The sequence below is a fragment of the Paraburkholderia sp. CHISQ3 genome, from assembly GCF_030464945.1.
GTDB classification, from domain to species: domain Bacteria; phylum Pseudomonadota; class Gammaproteobacteria; order Burkholderiales; family Burkholderiaceae; genus Paraburkholderia; species Paraburkholderia megapolitana.
In genome coordinates this window covers 283804-303741 of the sequence record NZ_JALPRG010000009.1, presented here as the reverse complement: position 1 = coordinate 303741, position 19938 = coordinate 283804, and the positions used below count along the sequence as shown (strand labels likewise).

General features: G+C 61.4%; 22 protein-coding genes. 11 read left to right on the top strand and 11 right to left on the bottom strand.

The genetic code is table 11. From position 1 onward, the window contains the following. Positions 1–102 precede the first annotated feature (102 nt). Positions 103–1644 (top strand): glucose-6-phosphate dehydrogenase, encoded by a 1542-nt coding sequence (zwf, locus tag M0D65_RS22465; protein ID WP_091012192.1) that lies wholly within the window; start codon positions 103–105, stop codon positions 1642–1644. A 199-nt stretch (positions 1645–1843) separates the two neighbouring features. Next, on the top strand, positions 1844–2599 hold the full coding sequence (locus M0D65_RS22460) for an ROK family protein (protein WP_245811501.1): 756 nt from the start codon (positions 1844–1846) through the stop codon (positions 2597–2599). 13 nt (positions 2600–2612) lie between these two features. Here M0D65_RS22460 and M0D65_RS22455 read toward each other — a convergent pair whose 3' ends face one another. Together M0D65_RS22455 and M0D65_RS22450 are read right to left on the bottom strand one after the other, a co-directional pair. Beyond that, a complete protein-coding gene (locus tag M0D65_RS22455) occupies positions 2613–3422 on the bottom strand; it encodes a DUF72 domain-containing protein (protein WP_266254624.1) in 810 nt (269 codons plus the stop codon). Between the two features lie 84 nt (positions 3423–3506). Beyond that, positions 3507–4397, bottom strand: coding sequence for a LysR family transcriptional regulator (locus tag M0D65_RS22450; protein ID WP_266254623.1), 891 nt, complete (start codon positions 4395–4397; stop codon positions 3507–3509). Between the two features lie 98 nt (positions 4398–4495). Here M0D65_RS22450 and M0D65_RS22445 point away from each other — a divergent pair, with 98 nt between their 5' ends. Further along, complete coding sequence (locus tag M0D65_RS22445) at positions 4496–5122, top strand: NADPH-dependent F420 reductase (RefSeq protein ID WP_266254622.1); 627 nt, start codon at positions 4496–4498, stop codon at positions 5120–5122. A 97-nt stretch (positions 5123–5219) separates the two neighbouring features. Here the strand turns inward: M0D65_RS22445 and M0D65_RS22440 are convergent, their stop codons facing one another. The 3 genes from M0D65_RS22440 to M0D65_RS22430 are packed head-to-tail and all read right to left on the bottom strand — an operon-like array spanning position 5220 to position 7178. Then, on the bottom strand, positions 5220–6275 hold the full coding sequence (locus M0D65_RS22440) for an aldo/keto reductase (protein WP_266254621.1): 1056 nt from the start codon (positions 6273–6275) through the stop codon (positions 5220–5222). Next, the gene (locus M0D65_RS22435) at positions 6272–6637 is read right to left on the bottom strand and encodes a TIGR04076 family protein (protein ID WP_266254620.1); all 366 of its coding nucleotides are present in this window, start codon (positions 6635–6637) and stop codon (positions 6272–6274) included. Before M0D65_RS22435 ends, M0D65_RS22440 begins: the two co-directional genes overlap by 4 nt. 4 nt (positions 6638–6641) lie before the next feature. Then, positions 6642–7178, bottom strand: a complete 537-nt coding sequence (locus tag M0D65_RS22430; protein ID WP_091012209.1) for a cupin domain-containing protein — start codon at positions 7176–7178, stop codon at positions 6642–6644. A gap of 258 nt (positions 7179–7436) precedes the next feature. Here M0D65_RS22430 and M0D65_RS22425 point away from each other — a divergent pair, with 258 nt between their 5' ends. From M0D65_RS22425 to M0D65_RS22410, 4 genes are all read left to right on the top strand, one after another. Beyond that, positions 7437–7718 (top strand): DUF3311 domain-containing protein, encoded by a 282-nt coding sequence (locus tag M0D65_RS22425; RefSeq protein WP_266254619.1) that lies wholly within the window; start codon positions 7437–7439, stop codon positions 7716–7718. Beyond that, positions 7715–9199, top strand: a complete 1485-nt coding sequence (locus tag M0D65_RS22420) for a sodium:solute symporter (RefSeq protein WP_266254618.1) — start codon at positions 7715–7717, stop codon at positions 9197–9199. The genes M0D65_RS22425 and M0D65_RS22420 overlap by 4 nt, the downstream gene beginning before the upstream one ends. A 37-nt stretch (positions 9200–9236) precedes the next feature. Continuing rightward, on the top strand, positions 9237–10442 hold the full coding sequence (locus M0D65_RS22415) for a porin (RefSeq protein WP_266254617.1): 1206 nt from the start codon (positions 9237–9239) through the stop codon (positions 10440–10442). A 130-nt stretch (positions 10443–10572) separates the two neighbouring features. Next, a complete protein-coding gene (locus M0D65_RS22410; protein ID WP_266254616.1) occupies positions 10573–10911 on the top strand; it encodes a multidrug efflux SMR transporter in 339 nt (112 codons plus the stop codon). Positions 10912–10914: 3 nt separating this feature from the next. Here the strand turns inward: M0D65_RS22410 and M0D65_RS22405 are convergent, their stop codons facing one another. Both M0D65_RS22405 and M0D65_RS22400 read right to left on the bottom strand, forming a co-directional pair. Beyond that, positions 10915–11685 (bottom strand): SDR family oxidoreductase, encoded by a 771-nt coding sequence (locus M0D65_RS22405; protein ID WP_266254615.1) that lies wholly within the window; start codon positions 11683–11685, stop codon positions 10915–10917. Positions 11686–11764: 79 nt separating this feature from the next. After that, positions 11765–12460, bottom strand: coding sequence for an alpha/beta fold hydrolase (locus M0D65_RS22400; RefSeq protein WP_266254614.1), 696 nt, complete (start codon positions 12458–12460; stop codon positions 11765–11767). Positions 12461–12605: 145 nt separating this feature from the next. Between M0D65_RS22400 and M0D65_RS22395 the strand changes: the two genes are divergently transcribed. Continuing rightward, on the top strand, positions 12606–13238 hold the full coding sequence (locus M0D65_RS22395) for an ABATE domain-containing protein (RefSeq protein ID WP_266254613.1): 633 nt from the start codon (positions 12606–12608) through the stop codon (positions 13236–13238). A 33-nt stretch (positions 13239–13271) separates the two neighbouring features. Then, positions 13272–13961: a haloacid dehalogenase type II gene (locus M0D65_RS22390; RefSeq protein ID WP_266254612.1), complete on the top strand. Its 690-nt coding sequence runs from the start codon at positions 13272–13274 to the stop codon at positions 13959–13961. Positions 13962–13997: 36 nt separating this feature from the next. Here the strand turns inward: M0D65_RS22390 and M0D65_RS22385 are convergent, their stop codons facing one another. Genes M0D65_RS22385 through M0D65_RS22375 form a run of 3 tightly spaced genes read right to left on the bottom strand, consistent with a single transcriptional unit; the run spans position 13998 to position 16944 of the window. After that, positions 13998–15443: a LutB/LldF family L-lactate oxidation iron-sulfur protein gene (locus M0D65_RS22385; protein ID WP_266254611.1), complete on the bottom strand. Its 1446-nt coding sequence runs from the start codon at positions 15441–15443 to the stop codon at positions 13998–14000. Beyond that, entirely contained in the window at positions 15440–16141 is a 702-nt protein-coding gene (locus tag M0D65_RS22380) for a lactate utilization protein (protein WP_266254610.1), read from the bottom strand. Before M0D65_RS22380 ends, M0D65_RS22385 begins: the two co-directional genes overlap by 4 nt. Then, positions 16138–16944, bottom strand: coding sequence for a (Fe-S)-binding protein (locus tag M0D65_RS22375; protein ID WP_266254609.1), 807 nt, complete (start codon positions 16942–16944; stop codon positions 16138–16140). Before M0D65_RS22375 ends, M0D65_RS22380 begins: the two co-directional genes overlap by 4 nt. A gap of 139 nt (positions 16945–17083) precedes the next feature. Between M0D65_RS22375 and M0D65_RS22370 the strand changes: the two genes are divergently transcribed. Further along, positions 17084–17800, top strand: a complete 717-nt coding sequence (locus tag M0D65_RS22370; RefSeq protein ID WP_266254608.1) for a FadR/GntR family transcriptional regulator — start codon at positions 17084–17086, stop codon at positions 17798–17800. Between the two features lie 19 nt (positions 17801–17819). Here M0D65_RS22370 and M0D65_RS22365 read toward each other — a convergent pair whose 3' ends face one another. After that, complete coding sequence (locus M0D65_RS22365) at positions 17820–18545, bottom strand: GntR family transcriptional regulator (protein ID WP_091012235.1); 726 nt, start codon at positions 18543–18545, stop codon at positions 17820–17822. 162 nt (positions 18546–18707) lie between these two features. Here M0D65_RS22365 and M0D65_RS22360 point away from each other — a divergent pair, with 162 nt between their 5' ends. Next, positions 18708–19928, top strand: a complete 1221-nt coding sequence (locus M0D65_RS22360) for an alanine--glyoxylate aminotransferase family protein (RefSeq protein ID WP_266254607.1) — start codon at positions 18708–18710, stop codon at positions 19926–19928. The last annotated feature ends 10 nt before the right edge of the window (positions 19929–19938 follow it).

Here is a 19938-nt window from a genome sequence, read left to right as displayed (position 1 = left end):
AGCACGCTGACGCCGGCGCGTTTTGCGGATTGTTTTGAACTGTGCGGGTCCGGGTGTTGTCTTTCCTGTGCTGCCCGTCCGACTCTTCTTCAGGCGCTTCCCATGACGACCACTCCGAACACATCCGCTTCTTCCTCCACTGACGCAGTGACGCCACCCGCCGCGGCCGGCCGACGCCCCGCGCCGTCCTGCACGCTGGTCATCTTCGGCGCGGGCGGCGACCTGACCAAACGGCTGTTGATGCCGGCGTTGTACAACCTCGCGGTGGATGGCCTGCTCGATGCAGGCATGAAGATCGTCGGTGTGAATCACGGCGAAATGGAAACGGCGGCGTGGTCGAAAGACCTGAAGCAGTCGCTCGACCAGTTCGCTGCCGACAAGGCCAGCACCTTCCACGCAGGCAAGCTCGACGATGCCGCATGGAACTGGATCGCGCAGCGGTTGCAATACATGGCCGGCGAGTTCGAATCCGACGATGTGTTCAACACACTCAAGCAGCAGATCGACAGCGCGGGCGGCGGCAATGTGATTTTCTATCTCGCCGTTAGCTCGCGTTTTTTCAAGCCGATCGTCGAACGGCTCGGCAAGGCCGGTCTGCTGAAGGAAGGCGACAACGTGTTCCGGCGTGTCGTCATCGAGAAGCCGTTCGGCACCGATCTCGCCTCGGCGCGCGATCTCAACGCGCACATCCTCACGTATGCGCAGGAATCGCAGATCTATCGCATCGATCACTTTCTCGGCAAGGACACTGTGCAGAGCATCCTCGCGGTGCGTTTCGCGAATGCGCTGTTCGAGCCGATCTGGCGGCGCGAGTATATCGATCAGGTGCAGATCACCGCGGCGGAAACCATCGGCGTCGAAGCGCGCGGCCAGTTCTACGAGCAGACCGGCGCGTTTCGCGACATGCTGCCCAATCACCTGTTCCAGCTGCTTGGCATGGTTGCCATGGAGCCGCCCAATTCCTTCGATGCCGAAAGCGTGCGCAACAAGAAGGCCGATATCTTCGACGCGATGAAACCGCTGCATCCCGACGACGTCGTGTTCGGTCAGTACGAAAAGGGTCCAGCGGGCGTGGGGTATCGCGAGGAGCAGGACGTCGCGCCCAACAGCACGACCGAAACCTACGCAGCCGCGCGCGTCTTCATCGACAACTGGCGCTGGGCCGGCGTGCCGTTCTATCTGCGCACGGGCAAACGCCTCAAGCTACGTCGCACGGAAATCTCCGTGCAGCTCAAAGCGGTACCGTACCGCCTGTTTCGCGACACACCCGTCGATCAACTCGTGCCGAACGTGCTGACATTGCGTATCGACCCTGCGCACGGCACCAGCTTCGACTTCAACGTCAAGGTGCCGGGCCCGGTAATGCAGCTCGGCGCGGTGCAGTCGTCGTTCGACTACAGCAACTTCTTCGCGGAACGCGCAAACGTTGGTTACGAAACGCTGCTGTATGACTGCATGCTCGGCGACGAGACGCTGTTCCAGCGTGCGGATAGCATCGAGACTAGCTGGGCCGTGGTGGAGGACGTGTTGCATCCGAAGGGCGGCGCAGTGCCCGTGCATGGCTATGCGGCGGGCAGCGAAGGGCCGGCGGAAAGCGATGCGATGCTCGCACGCGATGGCCACACATGGCGGCCGCTCGTGTAAGCCTGACCCGCAAACTCAACCGAAGAAGTGAAACGCTCGGATCGATTAGAGCAGACGAACCCACTCAACTGACAGGGGAAACAGCGTGACGACTCGCAAGGCAAAGACCACCACGACAAAAGCGAAGCCCGCTTCCAGCGCGAAGCCGCGTGCTGCGCGCAAGACGGCTGCGGTAAAGCGCGGCAAGAAAACCGAGCAGATTCTCTCGATCGACATCGGCGGGACCGGGCTCAAGGCGTCGATCCTCGATGCGCACGGCAAGATGCTGACCGAACGTGTGCGCGTCGCGACGCCGCATCCGTGCACACCGGGGCAACTCGTCGATGCACTCGTGGCGCTGGTCGCACCGATCGTCGCCCAGCATCCGCCGACGCAGATCTCGATCGGCTTTCCGGGTTTCGTGCGTAACAACCGCATCCTGACGGCACCGCATTTCGGCGTGGAAGGCTGGCATGACATTCCGCTTGCCAGTGCTCTTTCGTCGCGGCTCGGTGACCTGCCGGTGCGGATGATCAACGATGCAGAAGTGCAGGGATTCGCCGCGATCGAGGGCCACGGCATCGAGCTTGTTCTGACGCTCGGCACCGGCGCGGGCACGGCGTTCTTTCGCGACGGCGAACTGATGCCGCATCTCGAACTCTCGCAACATCCGGTCAGCAAGGGTCGTACTTACGACGAGTACATCGGCGACGCGGCGCGCAAGAAGGCCGGCAACAAGGAATGGAACAAGCGGGTGCAGCGGATCATTCGCATCCTCGCCGTGGTCGTGAACTACGACAAGCTGTGGATTGGCGGTGGCAACGCCGCGCGGCTCAAGTTCACGTTGCCGTCGAACGTGGCTATTGTTTCCAACGATGCGGGTATCGAGGGTGGTGCAAAGCTCTGGCATCCGCGCTCGCTGCGCGAATCGCGGCAACTGCCGGAAGCGAATCAGCGCACCGGCGCGTTTAGCTAGGCGTTCCGTTCCATCAACCTGCCAGCCGCTCGATCAATGCGATCGCAGCGGCAGGGTTGCTCGCCTTATAGCCGCTGATCACATACAGGTACACGTCACGCGCCGTTTGTGCAGCCGGTTTCTTGCCGAACGTGTCGAGTCCATCCGGTGTGTCGCCTTTCGACCACGTACGCGCACGCGAAGCCCACAGGTCGAGTGTGCGCGCATCGTAACCTTGTGGATGCGCTTCGGTCGTGCCCATGATCCGCGCGTAGACGAACGGTGCGCTGGCATCGGCGATCTGCGGATAATCCGAATCGCCCGCGGTCACGATCGCAACGCCGTGCCGGCGGGCGAGCGCGACAAATTCATCGCACCGAAAGCTCTCGTGACGGACTTCGACTGCGTGACGCAGCGTGCGGCCTTCGGCGCGTTTCGGCAGCAATTGCAGGAAGGCGTCGAAATCTTCGGCGTCGAACTGCTTGGTCGTGGGGAATTGCCAGTTCACCGCGCCGAGTTTGTCCTGCAGTTCGAGTATGCCGCTTGCGATGAAACGCTCGACCGATTCGCCCGCTTCCGCCAGCACCCGACGATGCGTCGCGTAACGCGGCGCCTTTAACGAGAACACGAAGTTGTCTGGCGTTTCTTCGCGCCATCTGGCGAACGTCGTTGGCTTTTGCGAACCATAAAACGTGCCGTTGATCTCGATCGACGTCAGCTTGCGGCTCGCATATTCGAGCTCGCGCTTCTGCGTGAGACCTTCCGGATAGAACGTGCCGCCGCGCCATGGTTCGAACGTCCAGCCGCCAATGCCGGTGAAGATGCGCGCTTGTCTGGTTGCCATGAGTGACGTCTCCGGGTGGGTTCGGTGCTCTGGCAAGTTTAGCGAATTGGTGGACAGAGTTAGCGACGCTCGAAAGAATGTCAGCTAGGCGGTCTGTCCAAACCGCGCGACAGCGAAGTCCAGAAAGCTGCGCAGTTTAGGTGTCGCGCGCCGATCGGGGGCATACAGAATGTGAAGAGGACGCGGAGCGATCCGGTACTCCGGTAACACGACGACGAGCTCTCCCCGGCTCAGCGCACCTCTTACCAGTTCCAGCGGTTGAAGCATGATGCCAAGCCCTGCAACCGCCGCAGAGAGCAACGGTTCTCCATGATCGGTCATGAAGCGCCCGGACACGGGCACTGATACACGCCCCTCCGGTCCTTCAAATGTCCAGCTGTGTCTGAGGGATGTCGCGGAAAAACCGAGGCACTCGTGTTGCCGCAGGTCGGCCGGTGTTCGCAGCGGAGAATGAGAAGCGAGGTACGACGGCGCTGCACACGCGATCAACGGATACGGCGCAAGCGCACGGGCAATCAAGCCGCTATCCGACAGATCGCCGACCCGAAACACTGCGTCATAACCTTCTTCGATCACATCGACTACGCGATTCGACAGCGTCAGATCGACGGACACCTCCGGAAATGCCTGCATATAGTCGGGAAGCTCGGGTGCAAGCGTATGCATGCCGAAACTGACAGGCGCGTTGATGCGCAGGCGCCCGCGCGGCACGGCACGCGTTTCGGCCGCAAGGCTCTCTGCCGCCTCCACTTCCGCGAGGATGATCTTGGTCCGCTCGTAAAAGGCGCGCCCGATATCGGTGAGACTTTGCCGGCGTGTGGTTCGATTCAGGAGTCGCACACCGAGGTGATGCTCCAGCGTCTGCACGTGTTTGCCTACCAGTTGGGACGAGATTTGCAGCGCGTCGGCGGCTGCCGAAAACGACCCGAGATCGACGGCTTTGACAAAGACACGCATGCTGGCAAGTTGATCCATTCCACACGCCCTGTTTGGAATGTGAAAAAATATCACGGATTTATCTCGTTCTGTTTGCAGTTCAAAGTGGGGACTCCTGCAACGAACTGGAGACATCCATGAAAGTAGCGATTATCGGTAGCGGCAACATGGGCGCGGGTTTGGCTCGTGCATTGACAGCCGCGAACATTCCACTCGTCATCGGCCACCACGATCCTGCGAAAGCGGCGGCGCTAGCCGGCGATCTCGGCTCCCAGGTTCAGGGAGGAGGGATAGCCGCGGCGGTCAAGCTGGCGGACGTCGTCATCCTGGCGTTGCCGTATCAGGCGATAGCCGAAGTGCTTGGAGTGGCAGGAGATCTGTCGGGCAAGATCCTGGTGGATATCAGCAACCCGATCAGTGCCGACTTCAAGAGTCTGGTCGTAGGCCACACCACGTCGGCCGCCGAGCAGATCCAGTCGATCGCTCCGCAGGCGCGGGTCGTTAAAGCCTTCAACACGATTTTTGCGGGGCTTCTGGCGGCCGACGCGCGTAAGGGCAAGACTCTGCAGGTGTTCGTGGCAAGTGACGACGACACTGCGAAGCGCGAGGTCTCGCAACTGGCGAACGCAATTGGTTTTGAGCCCGTGGACGCAGGCCCGTTGAGCAACAGCCGGTTCATCGAGCCGATCGGTGAAATGAATATCCACTTCGGCTTCTTTCTTGGCTGGGGTCCGGTCACCGCACCTGCCTGGATCAAGGTCTGAGTGGTTGGGGCAGTGCTCCGTTCCGCCTGTCATGCAGCGCCGGCTGGTGCCGGTGCGGCGTCGACAGGTGGAATTTTTAGCACTGTGTCATGCAGTGTCACGCAGTGGCATTCAGTTCGTACTTCATGATCGCGCCGTGCCGCCCATGAATATCGCGCTCGACGCCATACACGTCGCCGTCGATCGTCGAACTTTGCGCCAGCACCTGCGCAATCGCTGCCCGATCCTGCGCGTCGAGTTCGACCGCCATGACCTTCAGATGCTCCGGCAGATGGTCCCCGCGACGCACACCGACAATCGCGCCCGCCACCTGTTCCTGATCGAGCACCCAGCGCGTCGCGATAGTGGCAATCGATACGCCATGTCTGGACGCGATCTTGTCGAGCGTCTGCAGCAGCGCCTGGAAAATATCCCAGCCGCCGAAATCGTCGATGATCAGCTTGTACTTGATGAGCGAGCGATTGGGTATGTCGCGCCCCGGCTCGGTCGCGCCGAGCCATCGCCCGGAAAGAAAGCCGCCGGCTACCGTGCCGTAGCAAAACAGATGAATGCCGTGCTCGCGCGCATAGGCGCTCAGTTGCTGCGCGGGACGCCGGTCCAGCAGCGAGTACTGCACCTGCATGCTCGTCAGTTCAACGCCTGACTCAACTAGCTCCTTCGTACGCTGAGTATCGAAGTTCGTGCCGCTCACCCGGTCGATCTTGCCCGCCTGCTGCAACTCGCGCAGCCAGTGTGCAACCTCGAGATAACGCTGCACCGAATAATCCCACCAGTGGAACTGCACGAGGTCCAGCCGCTCGACGCGCAGCCGCGATAGCGAGCGGTCGATGGTTTGTTCGACGAGTGGCCGACCGATCGTCTTGAGCGAAGACAGATCGGGGACGAACTTTGTGTGGATCTTCAACTGGGCGAGACTATTTGCGCCACGATGATTGCGGTAATCGTCGCGGAACTCGCCGATCATTTCTTCGACACCGGTGTAGATGTCGGCACAATCGAATGCGGTAATGCCTGCGTCGTAGTACGCGCCCATGTCCGCGATTGCAGCCGCGCGATCCACGCTGCCGTGGTCACCGGCCAGTTGCCAGCCGCCTTTAAAAATGCGTGAAACCGAATAGCCGGGCGCCAGTTCGACCCGCTCCATCTGTGTCATTCAGGGTCCTTGTCAGCGAGTTTGACGGCGGTGGTATCCGCATGCCGGAAGAGGCGTTTGCCGAGCCGCGTAATGCGAAAGCGCGAGGGGCAATTGGGATCGGGACACGCGACTTCGGCATCTGTCGACATCCAGTCGTGCGGATCGGTTGCGCGCTGCTTGGCCGGCAGAAGCGGCAGCAGTGCCGCTAGCGAATAAATCGAAAACGCCTGCCCGGGTGGCAGGTGCAGCATTTCGCCGCGTAGTTCGAAGTAGTCGCCGACGTTTGCGCCGCAATAGAGCTTCGCGCCTTCAGGAGCGACGACCTCGACGCGCAGGTCGTAGAGCTCGAACGAGTGCTCGTCGTGGGTATCGGAAGTCATGGGCTTAGGGGTTCGGTGGCGTGACCGACAGGATGATTTCGGTGGGAGCGGTGGAGCCGTTGCGATACCGGTGCGGCAAGCGCGAGTCGAATGAAATGCTTTCGCCGGCTGCCACCGGGTATTCGATGCCGTCTATCTGTGCAATCAACTCACCCGCGATGACATACACGCACTCCGAGGACGCATGGCTGCGCGGCTCATCTGCTGAGATCTCGCCCGGTTGCAACACGGCACGTAGTACCTCGAGTTGCCCGTTGCCGGCGGTCAGCCGTTCGTAACCGACGCGTCCCTTCGGTGCGATCAACCGCGAGCGATTGCCCGGCCGGCTGATCCATACCGAAGACGTCACGGTTCCGGCAAACAACGAGGCAACCGATTCTCCGAATACCCCCGCGAGACGCCGCATCGTTTCGAGACTCGGGTCGGTGACCGACCGCTCGATCTGGCTCAGCAGGGTAGGCGAAACGTCCGCGAGACTTGCCAGTTGGCGCAACGACATGCCGCGCGCGGTGCGTAATTCCTTGAGTCGTTCACCGATCAATTTTTAACCTCGGCTTGTACAGCTGCATCGAACATTGATGTGCAGTATAGGCGCACAGAAATGCACCGTCAATGTCGCGGAGCGGAGGCGCCCGCGTGTTGGCGGCAATCCCTATATTTCATGAAATACCGCAAAATTCCAGGGTTTTCCTTATCCATATCGACTCGAAGTTATTTTTGACTGGCTTGAAATGTTGTGCAATCCGGGTGCACACTTCGCGTCGAGTAGTGCAGTGTAACTTCACAAGGAGAAGGCGCTGTGGCACAAGATCCTGCGACGGACGGCACCGGCCGTCATACGTATCGATGGTTGCTGGTCGTGCCTTTCATCTGGCAGGCGGGTCTCGCGCCCGCCGTCAACGGTGTGTCATGGTCTCCGTTCGGCCTGCCGTTTCCGATGCTGTGGCAGCTCGCTGGCATTGTGCTGACCAGCGTGCTGATCGCGGTGGTGTTCCGGCTCGATCGGGCGCACGGCGTCGAGCGCGAGGAGGAGGCCTTTATTACCGCGACGCAGGTTTCCTCGAGAGGAGAACCGCGATGAAGCTCGCCATCGTCGTGGTGATCCTGCTAGGGACGGTAGCCGGAGCGGTGAGCTACGGTCGGCGTACCCGCAAGGGGCACACGTTTGCGGACTGGGCGGTCGGCGGTCGCAGTCTCGGTGCGCTCATCTTCTGGTTCATGAATGCAGGCGAGGTCTATACGACCTTCGCCGTGCTCGGCATTTCCGGTTACGCGTGGGCGTTGGGCGCACCGGCTTACCTGGCATTCTGTTCGGTATCGATGAGCTACGCGATCGGCTACTGGCTGATGCCGAAAATCTGGCGCGCGGGCCGTACGCGGCAACTCGTTACGCAGGCGGACTTCTTTGCTGCGCGTTACGACGCGACCTGGCTTGGTGTGCTGACCGGTGTGATCGGCATTGCTTCGCTGATCGTCTACGTACAGATTCAACTGGTCAGTCTCGGTTTGATCGTTCAACTGACGCTCGACGATCTGATTTCCATCCAGGCCGCTACGCTGATCGCCGGCTTGCTGATGATCGCGTTCGTGTTTGTCGCAGGGATTCGCTCCGCGGCGTTTGCAGCGGGCGTCAAGGATGTACTGATGATCGTGGTCGTCGTGCTGCTCAGTGCGACGGTGGCGGGCAAAGTCGGTGCCGCATCGATGCTCGATATTTTTCACATGGCAGAAGTGCAGCATCCGGGCATCGGCAGATTTCCGGGCCTTGATCCTTCGTCGCCTACGACGGCGATCTGGTTGATGACGTCGTCGATCAACATTGCGCTCGGAAACTGGGTGTTTCCGCATCTGTTCCAGATGTCGTACACGGCGCAAAGCGCGACCGCGATCCGGCGTAATGCGATCTGGCAACCGCTCTATTCGCTGGCGTATTTCTTCATCGTCCTGCTAGGTTTTGCGGCGCTGCTCGCGGGTACGCATCCTCCTGGAAACAATCTGAACGCGGCGTTGCTGCAGTTCATTTCGGAGCGTTATTCAGCGCCTGTCGTGGGGCTTGTGGCCGGAACCGGATTTCTGCTGGCGCTCGCGCCGGGTGCACTGCTTCTGCTGACTGCTGGCTCGATCTTTAGCCGCAATGTCGTTGCGCCGTTTCTTCCCGGTCTCAAGGACCGTACATCGTTGTTGATATCGCGCGGATCGTTGATCGTGTTTGCGGCGATTGCCGTGTGGTTGTCGGTCAGCCAGAAGGGTTCGCTCGTCAAGATTCTGCTCGATGCGTATTCGGCCATCGGCATGCTTGCGCCTGCTGTTTTCCTCGGTTTTTTGTGGAAGCGGACGACGGCAATCGGTGTGCTTGCGGGGCTCATCGCCGGTTTCGTTGCGCTGCTTGCGCCGTTTGCCGCGCACTACTGGGCCGCGCTTGCACCTCAGTGCGAACCGGGGCTGATTGCGATGGCGATCAATGCTGTGACGGTGGTGCTCGTCAGTCTGGCGACGCCGCGGCCGACAGGGCATGCGGTGTCGCTTGGGGTAACGGTTGAAGCGCTTGCCGCGAGCAAATAAGCACGCAAATAGTCATGCCCACAATCTGGAGATCCCGATGAAAAAGAGCAGTCTCTGCGTTGCTGCGCTTCTGGCACTCCCTGCGTTAGCCGAAGCCCAGAGCAGCGTGACGCTATATGGGCTTGTCGACGCGGGCATTACCGTCGTCAACAATACCGGCAAAGGTCGCGTCGTCGAATCGGACACGTGCGGGCCGCCGAGCTGCAACCTGTGGGGACTCAAGGGCAAAGAAGACCTCGGTGGCGGTACTTCTGCGATCTTCACGCTCGAGAACGGTTTCAACATCCAGAGCGGCAGACTCGGGCAAGGCGGCACCGAGTTCGGCAGACAGGCCTTCGTAGGCCTGAGCAACGACCGGTGGGGCACGGTGACGCTGGGACGTCAGTACGATCCGCCTTCGCTGACAGTCGGCTACTTTCCTTCGAGCAACAACTTCGCGACCGGCTACGGATCGCATTTCGGCGACCTCGATAATCTGAATCAGTCGATCCGGATCAACAACGCCGTCAAGTATGTGAGCCCGACCTGGGGCGGTCTGCATGTGGAAGGGATGTTCAGCTTCGGCGGCGTGGCGGGCGATTTCTCGACGAATCGCGTGTGGTCGCTGGCGGCCGCCTATACACGCGGGCCGTTCTCGGTGGCGGCCGGGTATCTGGACATTCAGAATCCTGCTACGACTGCGGGCGGCACGGGCGGCGTGTACGCGTCGAACGGCAACTACGTGGGTTCATTGAACAACTACGTCGGACTGCAGGATGCCAATGCGATGAAGGTGTTCACGGTGGGCGGTTCGTACGCGCTCGGCCCCGCAACCTTCGCACTGAACTATTCGCACACCGACCTCGAGAACAGTCAGTACTTTGTCGTCAATGGTTTCGCGGGCGCGGGCAACGGTAACGACTTCAAGATGGACGCGTATGAAGCCAGTGCGACCTTCAGGGTGACTCCAGAGTTACTGCTGGGCGCCGCATACATTTACAACGCAGGAAAGGCCGACTATCAGAACCTGAAGCCCGACTTCCAGCAAATCAATCTGGGCGTGAACTATGCGCTGTCGAAGCGTACGAGTCTGTACGCGATTGCGATCTTCCAGAAGGCGGGCGGTGACGGCATTGCACCGGTGCTCGGCGCGAACGGCGCGGTAACCGGGCGTGCTGCGATTGCCGAGATTGCGGGCGCCGGTTACGACTCGAGCAGTTCGAAACAACTGTTGATGTCCGTTGGGATGTATCACGCGTTCTAACGCGATGCGTGCAACGGGCTCAAGTTGCAACGCCCGTTATGAGATGTTATTTTGAGCGCCTTACGGGTACCGCTATCCATTCCCGCTCGCTGAACGTTCGGTATAAACGTTCGGCTCGCGAGGACTGGAAATGCTTACCACGCAGATCGCTTGGGCTCTTCTTGCTGCAAGCGTTGCCGCCGAATCGCTGGGTACCGCGGCGCTCAATCTCTCTTCCGGCTTTACGCGCTTACTTCCTTCGATATTGACGGTTGCGTGCTATGCGACCGCAGTCTGGCTCATGGCGCTCGCAACAAAGCGAATCGAAATGGGCATGGCGTATGCGGCCTGGGCGGGCAGTAGTGCTGCATTGACCGCGGCGATCGGGATTATCTGGTTCGGCGAGGCCCTGAGTCTCGTCAAGGCAATCGGCATCGGCACCGCGATATGCGGGATCGTTTTGCTCAATCTCAGCGGCAACGGTTCCTGAAGATCAGATCGATTTGACTTCTCCACCGTCCATTCTCAATGTCGACCCGGTCATCCAGCGCGCTGCGGGCGACACGATGAACGCCATCAACTCCGCGATTTCCTCCGGCGTGCCGTATCGCGAGATGCCTGCTTCAACCGGAAACCTGGCGGTCGCTTCTTCGACCGTCATGTTGTGCAGCGGCGCCCAATGCTCGAGATACGATTGCCGCCGACCGGTCATCACAGGGCCGGGCAATACGCTGTTGACCTGCACGCCGTCGGCAATACCGCGATCCGAGAACGCTTTGGCCAGCGCCACGATCGCCGCGTTGATCGTACCTACGGCGGCATACGGTGCCTTCGGAAACAACGCCGAATTACCCGACATCAATACGACCGACCCTGACGATTCCTTCAACGCCGGCCACGCTGCGATCGTCAATCGACGCGCGCCATGGAGTTTCAGCGCCAGCCCCTTGTCCCACTGTTCGTCGGTCATATCGAACACGTCGATTTGCGGTACCGCACCCGCAATGTTGAGCAACGCGTCGATCCGCCCAAATGCGGCGAGCGTTTGATTGACCACATCCTGTGCAACTTCGGGCTCGGAGAGGTCAGCGTCGATCAAAAGCGGCGTAGCCCCCGCTTTGGTCACTTCCGCGGCGGTCTGCTCGAGGTTCTCGCGATTACGCGCAACCAGCACGATCGACGTGAAGTCGCGCGCCAGTCTGATTGCAGTCGAGCGCCCGATACCCTGGCTCGCACCTGTGACGATGGCTACTTTCGTGGACATTTCGTTTCTCCTTGGCTCAATGATGAATGGGTGGGCGATGACTACTGCATTGGCGCGCTTACAACGAATCGCTAACGAGTTAGTGCGCCGATACGGACTGGACTGCTTCGCCGATGATGTCGGTTACCGCATCGGGCGCCGTGACGCTCGGCGTATGGTCGACCTCGAGTGAACGCACGTTTGCGTTCATGCGGTTCGCCATGAAATGTTGCGTGTCCGGGTTGATCATCCGGTCCTGCCCGGCTACGAGGAACCACGACGGCAGGTCTTTCCAGAGCGGCCGCGCGACAGCGTTGCCAATCGATGCAACCGCAATGGGCCGCTGAACGGCGGCGAGCACCGTCAACTCATGCGGGCTCGCATGCTGTGCAAACGCCTGTGCGAATGCGTCTTGCGGTAGCCAGATCAAACCGTGACGGTCCGGTGCAATCTTCGGCGCCTGCGGGTGCGCTTCACCGCGATTGAACACGTCGCCAACCGTCTCGCCTTCATCCGGCGCGAGCGCTGCAACATAGACCAAAGCCCTGACATTCGCGGCGCGTGCCGAACCGATGACTGCGCCGGCATACGCGTGGCCCACCAGCACCACCGGACCTTCGATCCTTTCGAGCGTTCTTTCGAGGGCGGCCACGTCGTCATCGAGCGACGTGAGCGGCAGCGGTGCCGCGATCGCATGAATACCTCGCGCCGCCAGACGGTCGATCACCTTGCTCCAGCTCGAGCCGTCTGCCCATGCGCCGTGTACCAGTACCGCGCTCACGTTGTCAGAACTCATTTCTTCGCTCCTTTGAAAGACGGGGTTGTTTTGTGTTTGTAACCTAATTGATGTTGTTTTAGAGGTTACAAAATGGAGATGTAACTTGTCAAGAAGTATTTTGATGGTTACGATGTGTAATCATCACTTCACACTCGTCCGAGATATGAACTACCGACAGATTCCCGCGATATTCGTGGCCGATGCGCCCGGGCTCGATTTCCTCAATTCGGTTGCTACGCCGGTGGATGAGGAAGTCGACTGGATCAGCGACGGGGAGGGTTTGCTGGCGTGGCTGGAGCAGGCGGGGATGGTGCCGCGCACGGTGCTCGAAACGATGCGGGTTCAATCGACGGCCATTGAGCTCGACGAGATCGCAGCGCAGGCGCGGGGCCTGCGCGAGTGGTTCAGAGAGTTCGTACAGAAACGCAAAGGCAAGCCGTTGAGCGCGAAAAATCTGCGCGAACTCGAACCGCTAAACCAGTTGCTCGAGCGCGACGAGCGATATAGCGAAATCGTCGCCAGCGAACGTGATGACGAGACCGTGTTCGAGTTTCGCGAGACGCGCCGGTGGCATTCGGCGCAGTCGTTGCTGCTACCGCTCGCCGAAGCCATGGCGAAGCTTGTGTGCGACGAAGACTTCACGCAGGTCAAGGCGTGCGAAGGTCCGAGATGCACGTTGATGTTTGCCGATCACACGCGTGGCCACGCGCGCCGCTGGTGCAGCATGGCGATCTGCGGTAACCGTGCGAAGGTGGCGGCGCATCGGCGGCGACTCAAGGAACAGGCGGCCGGTTGAAGCGCGGCTAATGAGTAATCGAGGAGGCGTGAGATGAAGCACATTCGTGCGATAGCATTTGATCTGTACGGGACGTTGTTCGATGTCCATTCGGTTGCCGAGCAGTGCAATGAGCGGTTTCCAGGTCGTGGACGCGAGATCAGCGCGTTGTGGCGGCAGAAGCAACTCGAATACACGTGGTTGCGCAGCTTGATGAACCGCTACGTGACGTTCGAGCAGGCGACGGAAGATGCACTGCGTTATACGTGCAGGCATCTAGGGCTTGCACTCGACGACTCTACCCGCGATGCGCTGTGCGAGGCCTATCTGCGGTTAAAGCCGTTCGCCGAGGTCCCCGATGCACTGCGCGAACTCCGGCGTCGTGGCCTGAAGCTCGCGGTGCTGTCGAATGGTTCGCCGCATTCGATAGGCGCTGTGGTCGACCATGCCGGACTGCGTGACGCATTCGATCATCTGCTTAGTGTCGATCCACTCCGCATCTACAAACCGGACGACCGCGTTTACACCCTGGCGGAACAGGCTTTCGGTGTTAACCGCACCGCCATTCTGTTTGTATCGTCGAATGCCTGGGATGCCACCGGGGCGCGTTACTTCGGCTTCCCGACCTGCTGGATCAATCGCGCCGACAACGTCTTCGAAGAGATGGGGCAGAGGCCGGACTGGGAGGTGGGTGGGGTGGATGAGATCGTGCGGTTGTTCGATGCGGCCAACGCAGCCACTTGAGATTCGTAGCCGCCTGGCGCCAACCGGATTTAAAACCTATTCCGCCTGCCCCCGCTCACGCAATAAATCCGCGAGACTGCGCGCCGCTGGCTTGAGCGGCATCCGATGCTGGGTCCAACCCATTTGCTTTGCCGGCGTCAACGCACGCAACCGCGTAGCAGCCCAGCGAAACATCCGATACACGCGCGGATGCGCAAACGCGCCACTCCAGAAACGCCAGACGATATGCTCGCGGCGACTGAAGTTTGCTCCCTGACCGCGCAGCGGATGCGCCACCGCTTCATCCGGTGAGCGATTCGCTTCGGTACGCAGACGGATCAGCAGTTGCGGAATCGGAATGCGTACCGGACATACTTCACCACAGGCGCCGCACAGGCTCGATGCAGTGGGTAGATCGGCGGTTGCGTCGAGGCCGAGTAGATGCGGCGAAATGATCTTGCCGATCGGCCCCGGGTAGGTCGTGCCGTACGCATGTCCACCGATCCGCGTGTACACCGGGCAGTGGTTCATGCACGCACCGCAGCGAATGCATTGCAACGTCGCGCGCAGTTGCGTGTCGGCATACGCCTGGGTGCGGCCGTTGTCGAGCAGCAAGACGTGCATTTCGCGCGGACCGTCCAGTTCGCCTGCGCGGCGTGGCCCCGAGATCAGGTTGAAGTAGGTGGTGATCGCCTGACCGGTCGCCGAGCGCGTCAGCAGGCTCGACAGCGGCACGATGTGCTCGAGCTTCGCGACCACTTTCTCCATGCCCATGATTGCGATGTGCACATCGGGCACCGTCGTCGATAAGCGGCCGTTGCCCTCGTTCTCGACGAGCCACAGCGTGCCGGTGTCGGCGGCGGCGAAGTTTACTCCCGATAACCCGATGTCGGCATCGACGAACGCGTGGCGCAGCGCGCGCCGGCCGGTCTGGATCAGCTCGTCGACATCTTCGGTGTAGGGCGTGTCGGGGATGTGCTGCTCGAACAGCGTGGCGATGTCGCCGCGCGTTTTGTGGATCGCGGGCATCACGATATGCGACGGTTTTTCGCCGGCGAGCTGGACGATGTACTCGCCCATATCCGACTCGATGCATTCGATACCGCGCGCCGCCAGGTAATGGTTGAGCTCGATTTCCTCGCTCGCCATCGACTTGCCCTTGATCACACGCCGCGCCTCATGCGACTGCGCGATGCGATGGATAATCTCGTTCGCTTCTTCGGCGGTTTCGGCCCAGTGGACGTGAGCACCGGCCGCGGTGAGTTTCTCTTCGAGCTGGACCAGTAGTTCGGGCAGTCGTGAGAGCGCGTGCTGACGCACCGCTTCACCGAGATCGCGCAGTGTGTCGAGTTCGGCGTCGTCGCGAAACTGGACTGCGCGTTTCTGTTGCAGGAAATCCATGGCGCCGCGGAAGCTGTTGCGCAACTTCGGATCATCGAGCGCGGCGCGGGCGCGGGTTTTGAAATCGGCGGAGGGGACGAAGTGCAGCGGTTGGGTGCTCATCGGTTGGCTCCGTCGTTGGTGTCGTCCGTCACGATGATGACCCACACGCGGCGTGGGCCGTGTGCGCCGTATGCGAGGGTCTGCTGGATATCGGAGGTTTTCGACGGGCCGGAGATCAGCACCAGGTTCGTCGGCATGCCGTCGCACCAGCGCTCGGCCTTAGCTGCCGCGTGCAGGTCTGCGTGCAACGTATGCGCGTAGACGAGCGCGATATGGAGCGGCGGCGCGAGCGAGACGGTGCGCGGTGTGCCGGCATCGGGTGCCAGCACCAGCGTGCCGGTTGCTGCAAGTCCCGAGCGCGCGACGGTGAAGCCGGCGTCGACGGTGTCGAACAGTTCGGCTTTCCAGGTTTCGATCGGTTGTGTATAGGCGCGTGCTGCAACGGACGGCGGCAACGCACGCGTCAGGGCAGCACCTTCGCGTGTGTTGGGATCGAGTAGCAGTTGGTGCACGCCGTTGGCAGCGAGCCGATCGGCGAGCTGGGTCGCCCACGACGCAGCATCCGCACACCACACTTCGGCGTGCGCCGCCGTCAGCGCCGCCTGCATCGACTCGATCCGTGCCTGCGCGGAGTGCGGATCGCGAGCATGTCGGGCGGCGTAGTGCGCGTCGATGCGCTGGTCGAGATCGTCGATTGCTACTGCAGCCGCAGGCGGCGCAGCGCGCAACCGGCCCAGCATCCGTTCGCGCGCGTTCATGCGGACTCTCCTTCGCTCACACGATCGCCACCGGTGCGTCGCCACAGAAATGTCGCGAGATGCTCGACCGGCAACGGCGCCTTCTGATGAGCCGCAGCGTGCCCGATGTTCAGCAGACAACCGCAATCCGCCGACACGAGCCGGTCGCACCCGGTCGCACACGCGGAAGCAACCTTGTCGCGCACCATCGCACCGGAGATGTCCGGATGCTTCAGCGAGAACGTACCGCCAAAGCCGCAGCATTCCGACTCGCGTACGTGTTCGATTCGCGTCACGCCGGGCAACGCGTCGACCAGTTCGACGCCATGCACACGCGTACCCATTTCGCGGCGCGCGGCGCAGGACGTATGCAGCACCACGTTTTCCGTGGGCAACGCAGCCGCAGCGGTGGTTGCGCGATCGAACCGCACGTTCAATACGCGCAACAGGAATTCGCTTAGTTCGTAAACACGGCCAGCCAGTGCCTGAGCTTTCTTCTGCGCATCGAGGTCGTGCTCGAACAGCAGCGGCCAGTGATGGCGCATCATGCCCGCGCACGAACCCGACGGCACGACGATCGGCCACGGTTCGCCAAACAGATCGAGTTGCGCGCGCGCAACCGCTTGCGCCTGCTCAGGATTACCGCTGCTGTAGGCCGGTTGCCCGCAGCAACTTTGCGCACGCGGGAAGTGGACTGTCAGCCCCTCGCGTTCGAGCAGTTTCACCGCATCGAGCCCGGCTTGCGGCACGAACATATCCACGAGGCAGGTCGCGAACAGATAGACGTGGTCGGGCCGCGTCGAGGGATAGTGCCGGTCGTGCATGGGGAGCGCTCCGTATGACACGCGGTGGTGCCGTATTCGTATCGGCCGCCGCATCGATCGGCGCATAATCCCAGCTTCCTCGCGCGGGTTCAAATTGGTTGGACCACTACAGACAAACATACAAAATGGAAACGCAACGATGAAACCATCGGGCACGCTCACGCGCGGCCGCGTCGAAGCGGTGATGCGCCGGCTCGAAACCGCGTTGCTGGACGGTACGTGGAGCGTCGGCATGCGACTACCCGCCGAGCGTGTGCTGGCCGAGCAATACGACGTGTCGCGCAACACGGTGCGCGAGGCGATCCAGCGGCTGGCGGCGCGCGGCCTGCTGCAGAGCAGGCGCGGCGCGGGCGTGTTCGTCACGGACAAACTACGCACCGGCATCGCGTCGCCATGGGGCCAACTGGTAGCGGATCACCCGGCGTTGCGCGACGACATCCTCGAATTCCGACGCGTGCTGGAAGGGGCGACCGCTTACTTTGCGGCACAACGCGCGGATGCGGCGGACCTGAAGCGCATCGGTGCGCAGATGCGCGAGCTGGAGCACGCAAGGCGCACCGACGATAAATCCGCCGAGGCCATCGCCGACGCCCGTCTTCACGAAGCGATTGCCCACGCGTCACACAACACGATGTTCCTGCATCTGCATGCCAGCGTGATCGGTATGCTGCGCGAACACATTGCGATTAGCGGCACGGGCTTGCGCGAGCGCGACGAAGAGGCGTCGACGCTGCTGTTGTTGCAGCATCGCACGCTGTGTGAGGCGATTCGCGCACGACGCCCCGAGGAGGCGCGCACGGCAATGCAGGCGCACATCGACTATGTGCGCAGCAGGACGGAAGAGGACGACGAGTAAGCGCTAGCCCGCGCAGCGCTCAGGCCTGCAACGACGAGCCCGCTGCGTTCTCGCTGGATTGAAGTTGCAGCACCGCGTCGCGCTTGTCGAGCAGATGCTGACGCAGGATCGCGGCGAGCCGCTTGCCGTCGCGCGCTTCGAGCGCCTTCAGCATTTCGTCGTGGTCATGAATCGCGCGGTCCCATTTCGGAATCTGATAGTTCGAACGAAACCGCAGTGCCTGCAGGCGCCGGTTCACGGCGATATACGTTTGCCGCAGCGCGGTGTTGCGCGCTGCCTCGTTGATCTTTTCGTGGATCGCCTGGTTGCGGCTGTAGTAGCCCGGCAGATCGTTCTGCGCGCGACACGCGAGCATTGCGTAGTGCAGTGCCTTGATCTCCGCGAGTTCGGCGGCCGTGATGCGCTCGCACGCGAGTTCGCCTGAGAATGCTTCGAGCCCGCTCATCAGTTCGAAGGTTTCGCGCAGTTCCGCTTCCGACATCTTCGATACCGACGCGCCGCGATTCGGTTCGATATCGATCAGCCCTTCGGCGGCGAGCACCTTCAACGCTTCGCGCAGCGGTGTGCGCGAAATGCCGAGCGTTTCGCACAGCTCGCGCTCGTTCAGCTTCTTGCCCGGCTCCAGCACCCCCTCGACGATAAAACGGCGGATGTGCTCGACGACCGTGTCGTGGAGCCGCTGGCGCTCCACCTTCGGCATCCGCGTCGCACCGGCAAATTGCGCGTCAAAGTCCGAATTTTGCATACAAAAATCTCCAACCTAGGTTTCGCGTCATTTTAGCGAAAGGCGTCGAAATAAGTAAGCATGAGCAATGACAGGCGTATACCCTGGCGATTTTGACCTTGGGTACGAGCTGATTCGTTTGATATAGTTTTTTGAATGCAAAATTCAACTCAAGGAAATCGCATGCTGAAACTGGACTTCCACCCCGCCGGCCGCCACTTTCTACAGATCCCCGGGCCGAGCCCGGTGCCCGACCGGATTTTGCGGGCGATGAGCTATCCGACCATCGACCACCGCGGCCCGGAGTTCGGCGCGCTCGGTCTGAAAGTGCTGGACGGCATCAAACAGATCTTCAAGACGCAGCAGCCGGTCGTGATCTACCCGGCGTCGGGCACCGGCGCATGGGAGGCCGCGCTGTCGAACACGCTGAGTCCCGGCGACGCCGTGCTGATGTTCGAGACCGGTCACTTCGCCACACTGTGGAAGAAGATGGCCGAAAGCCTGGGACTGAAGCCGGAGTTCATCGGTTTGCCGGGCATCGAAGGCTGGCGGCGCGCCGTGCAGCCGCAGATGATCGAAGCGCGGCTGCGCGAAGACACGCAGCACGCGATCAAGGCTGTCTGCGTCGTGCACAACGAAACCTCGACGGGCGTGACATCGGACATCGCGGCTGTGCGCCGCGCCATCGATGCGGCCGGCCATCCGGCGCTGCTGCTCGTCGATACGATCTCGGGTCTCGCGTGCGCCGACTATCGCCATGACGAATGGGGCGTCGACGTCACCGTGTCGGGCTCGCAGAAGGGTTTGATGTTGCCGCCGGGTATCAGCTTCAATGCGCTCTCGCCGAAAGCCATCGCCGCGAGCCGCGAGGCGAAGTTGCCACGCAGCTTCTGGGACTGGACCGAGATCGTCGAGATGAACAAGACGGGCTACTGGCCGTACACGCCGAACACGAACCTGCTGTACGGGTTGTCCGAAGCGCTCGACATGATTCTCGACGAAGGGCTCGACAACGTATTTGCCCGTCATGCGCGGCTTGCCGAAGCGTGTCGTCGTGCGGTTCGTGCGTGGGGCCTTGAGATCCAGTGCGCGGACCCCGCGGTGTACAGCCCGGTGCTCACGGGCGTGATGATGCCCGACGGCATCGACGCGGATGCGGTGCGCAAGCTCATCTACGAGCGCTTCGACATGTCGCTGGGCACGGGGCTCGGCAAGATGAAAGGCCGCATGTTCCGCATTGGTCATCTTGGCGACTGCAACGACCTCACGTTGCTGGCGACGCTCGCTGGCTGCGAGATGGGGTTGCAACTCGCCGGTGTGCCGCTGGCCGCGAGCGGTTTGCCTGAGGCGATGGCGTGGCTGACCGGGCAAGCGCATGCGGCGGGTTTGAAAGCCGCGGCTTGAGGTGTCGCGG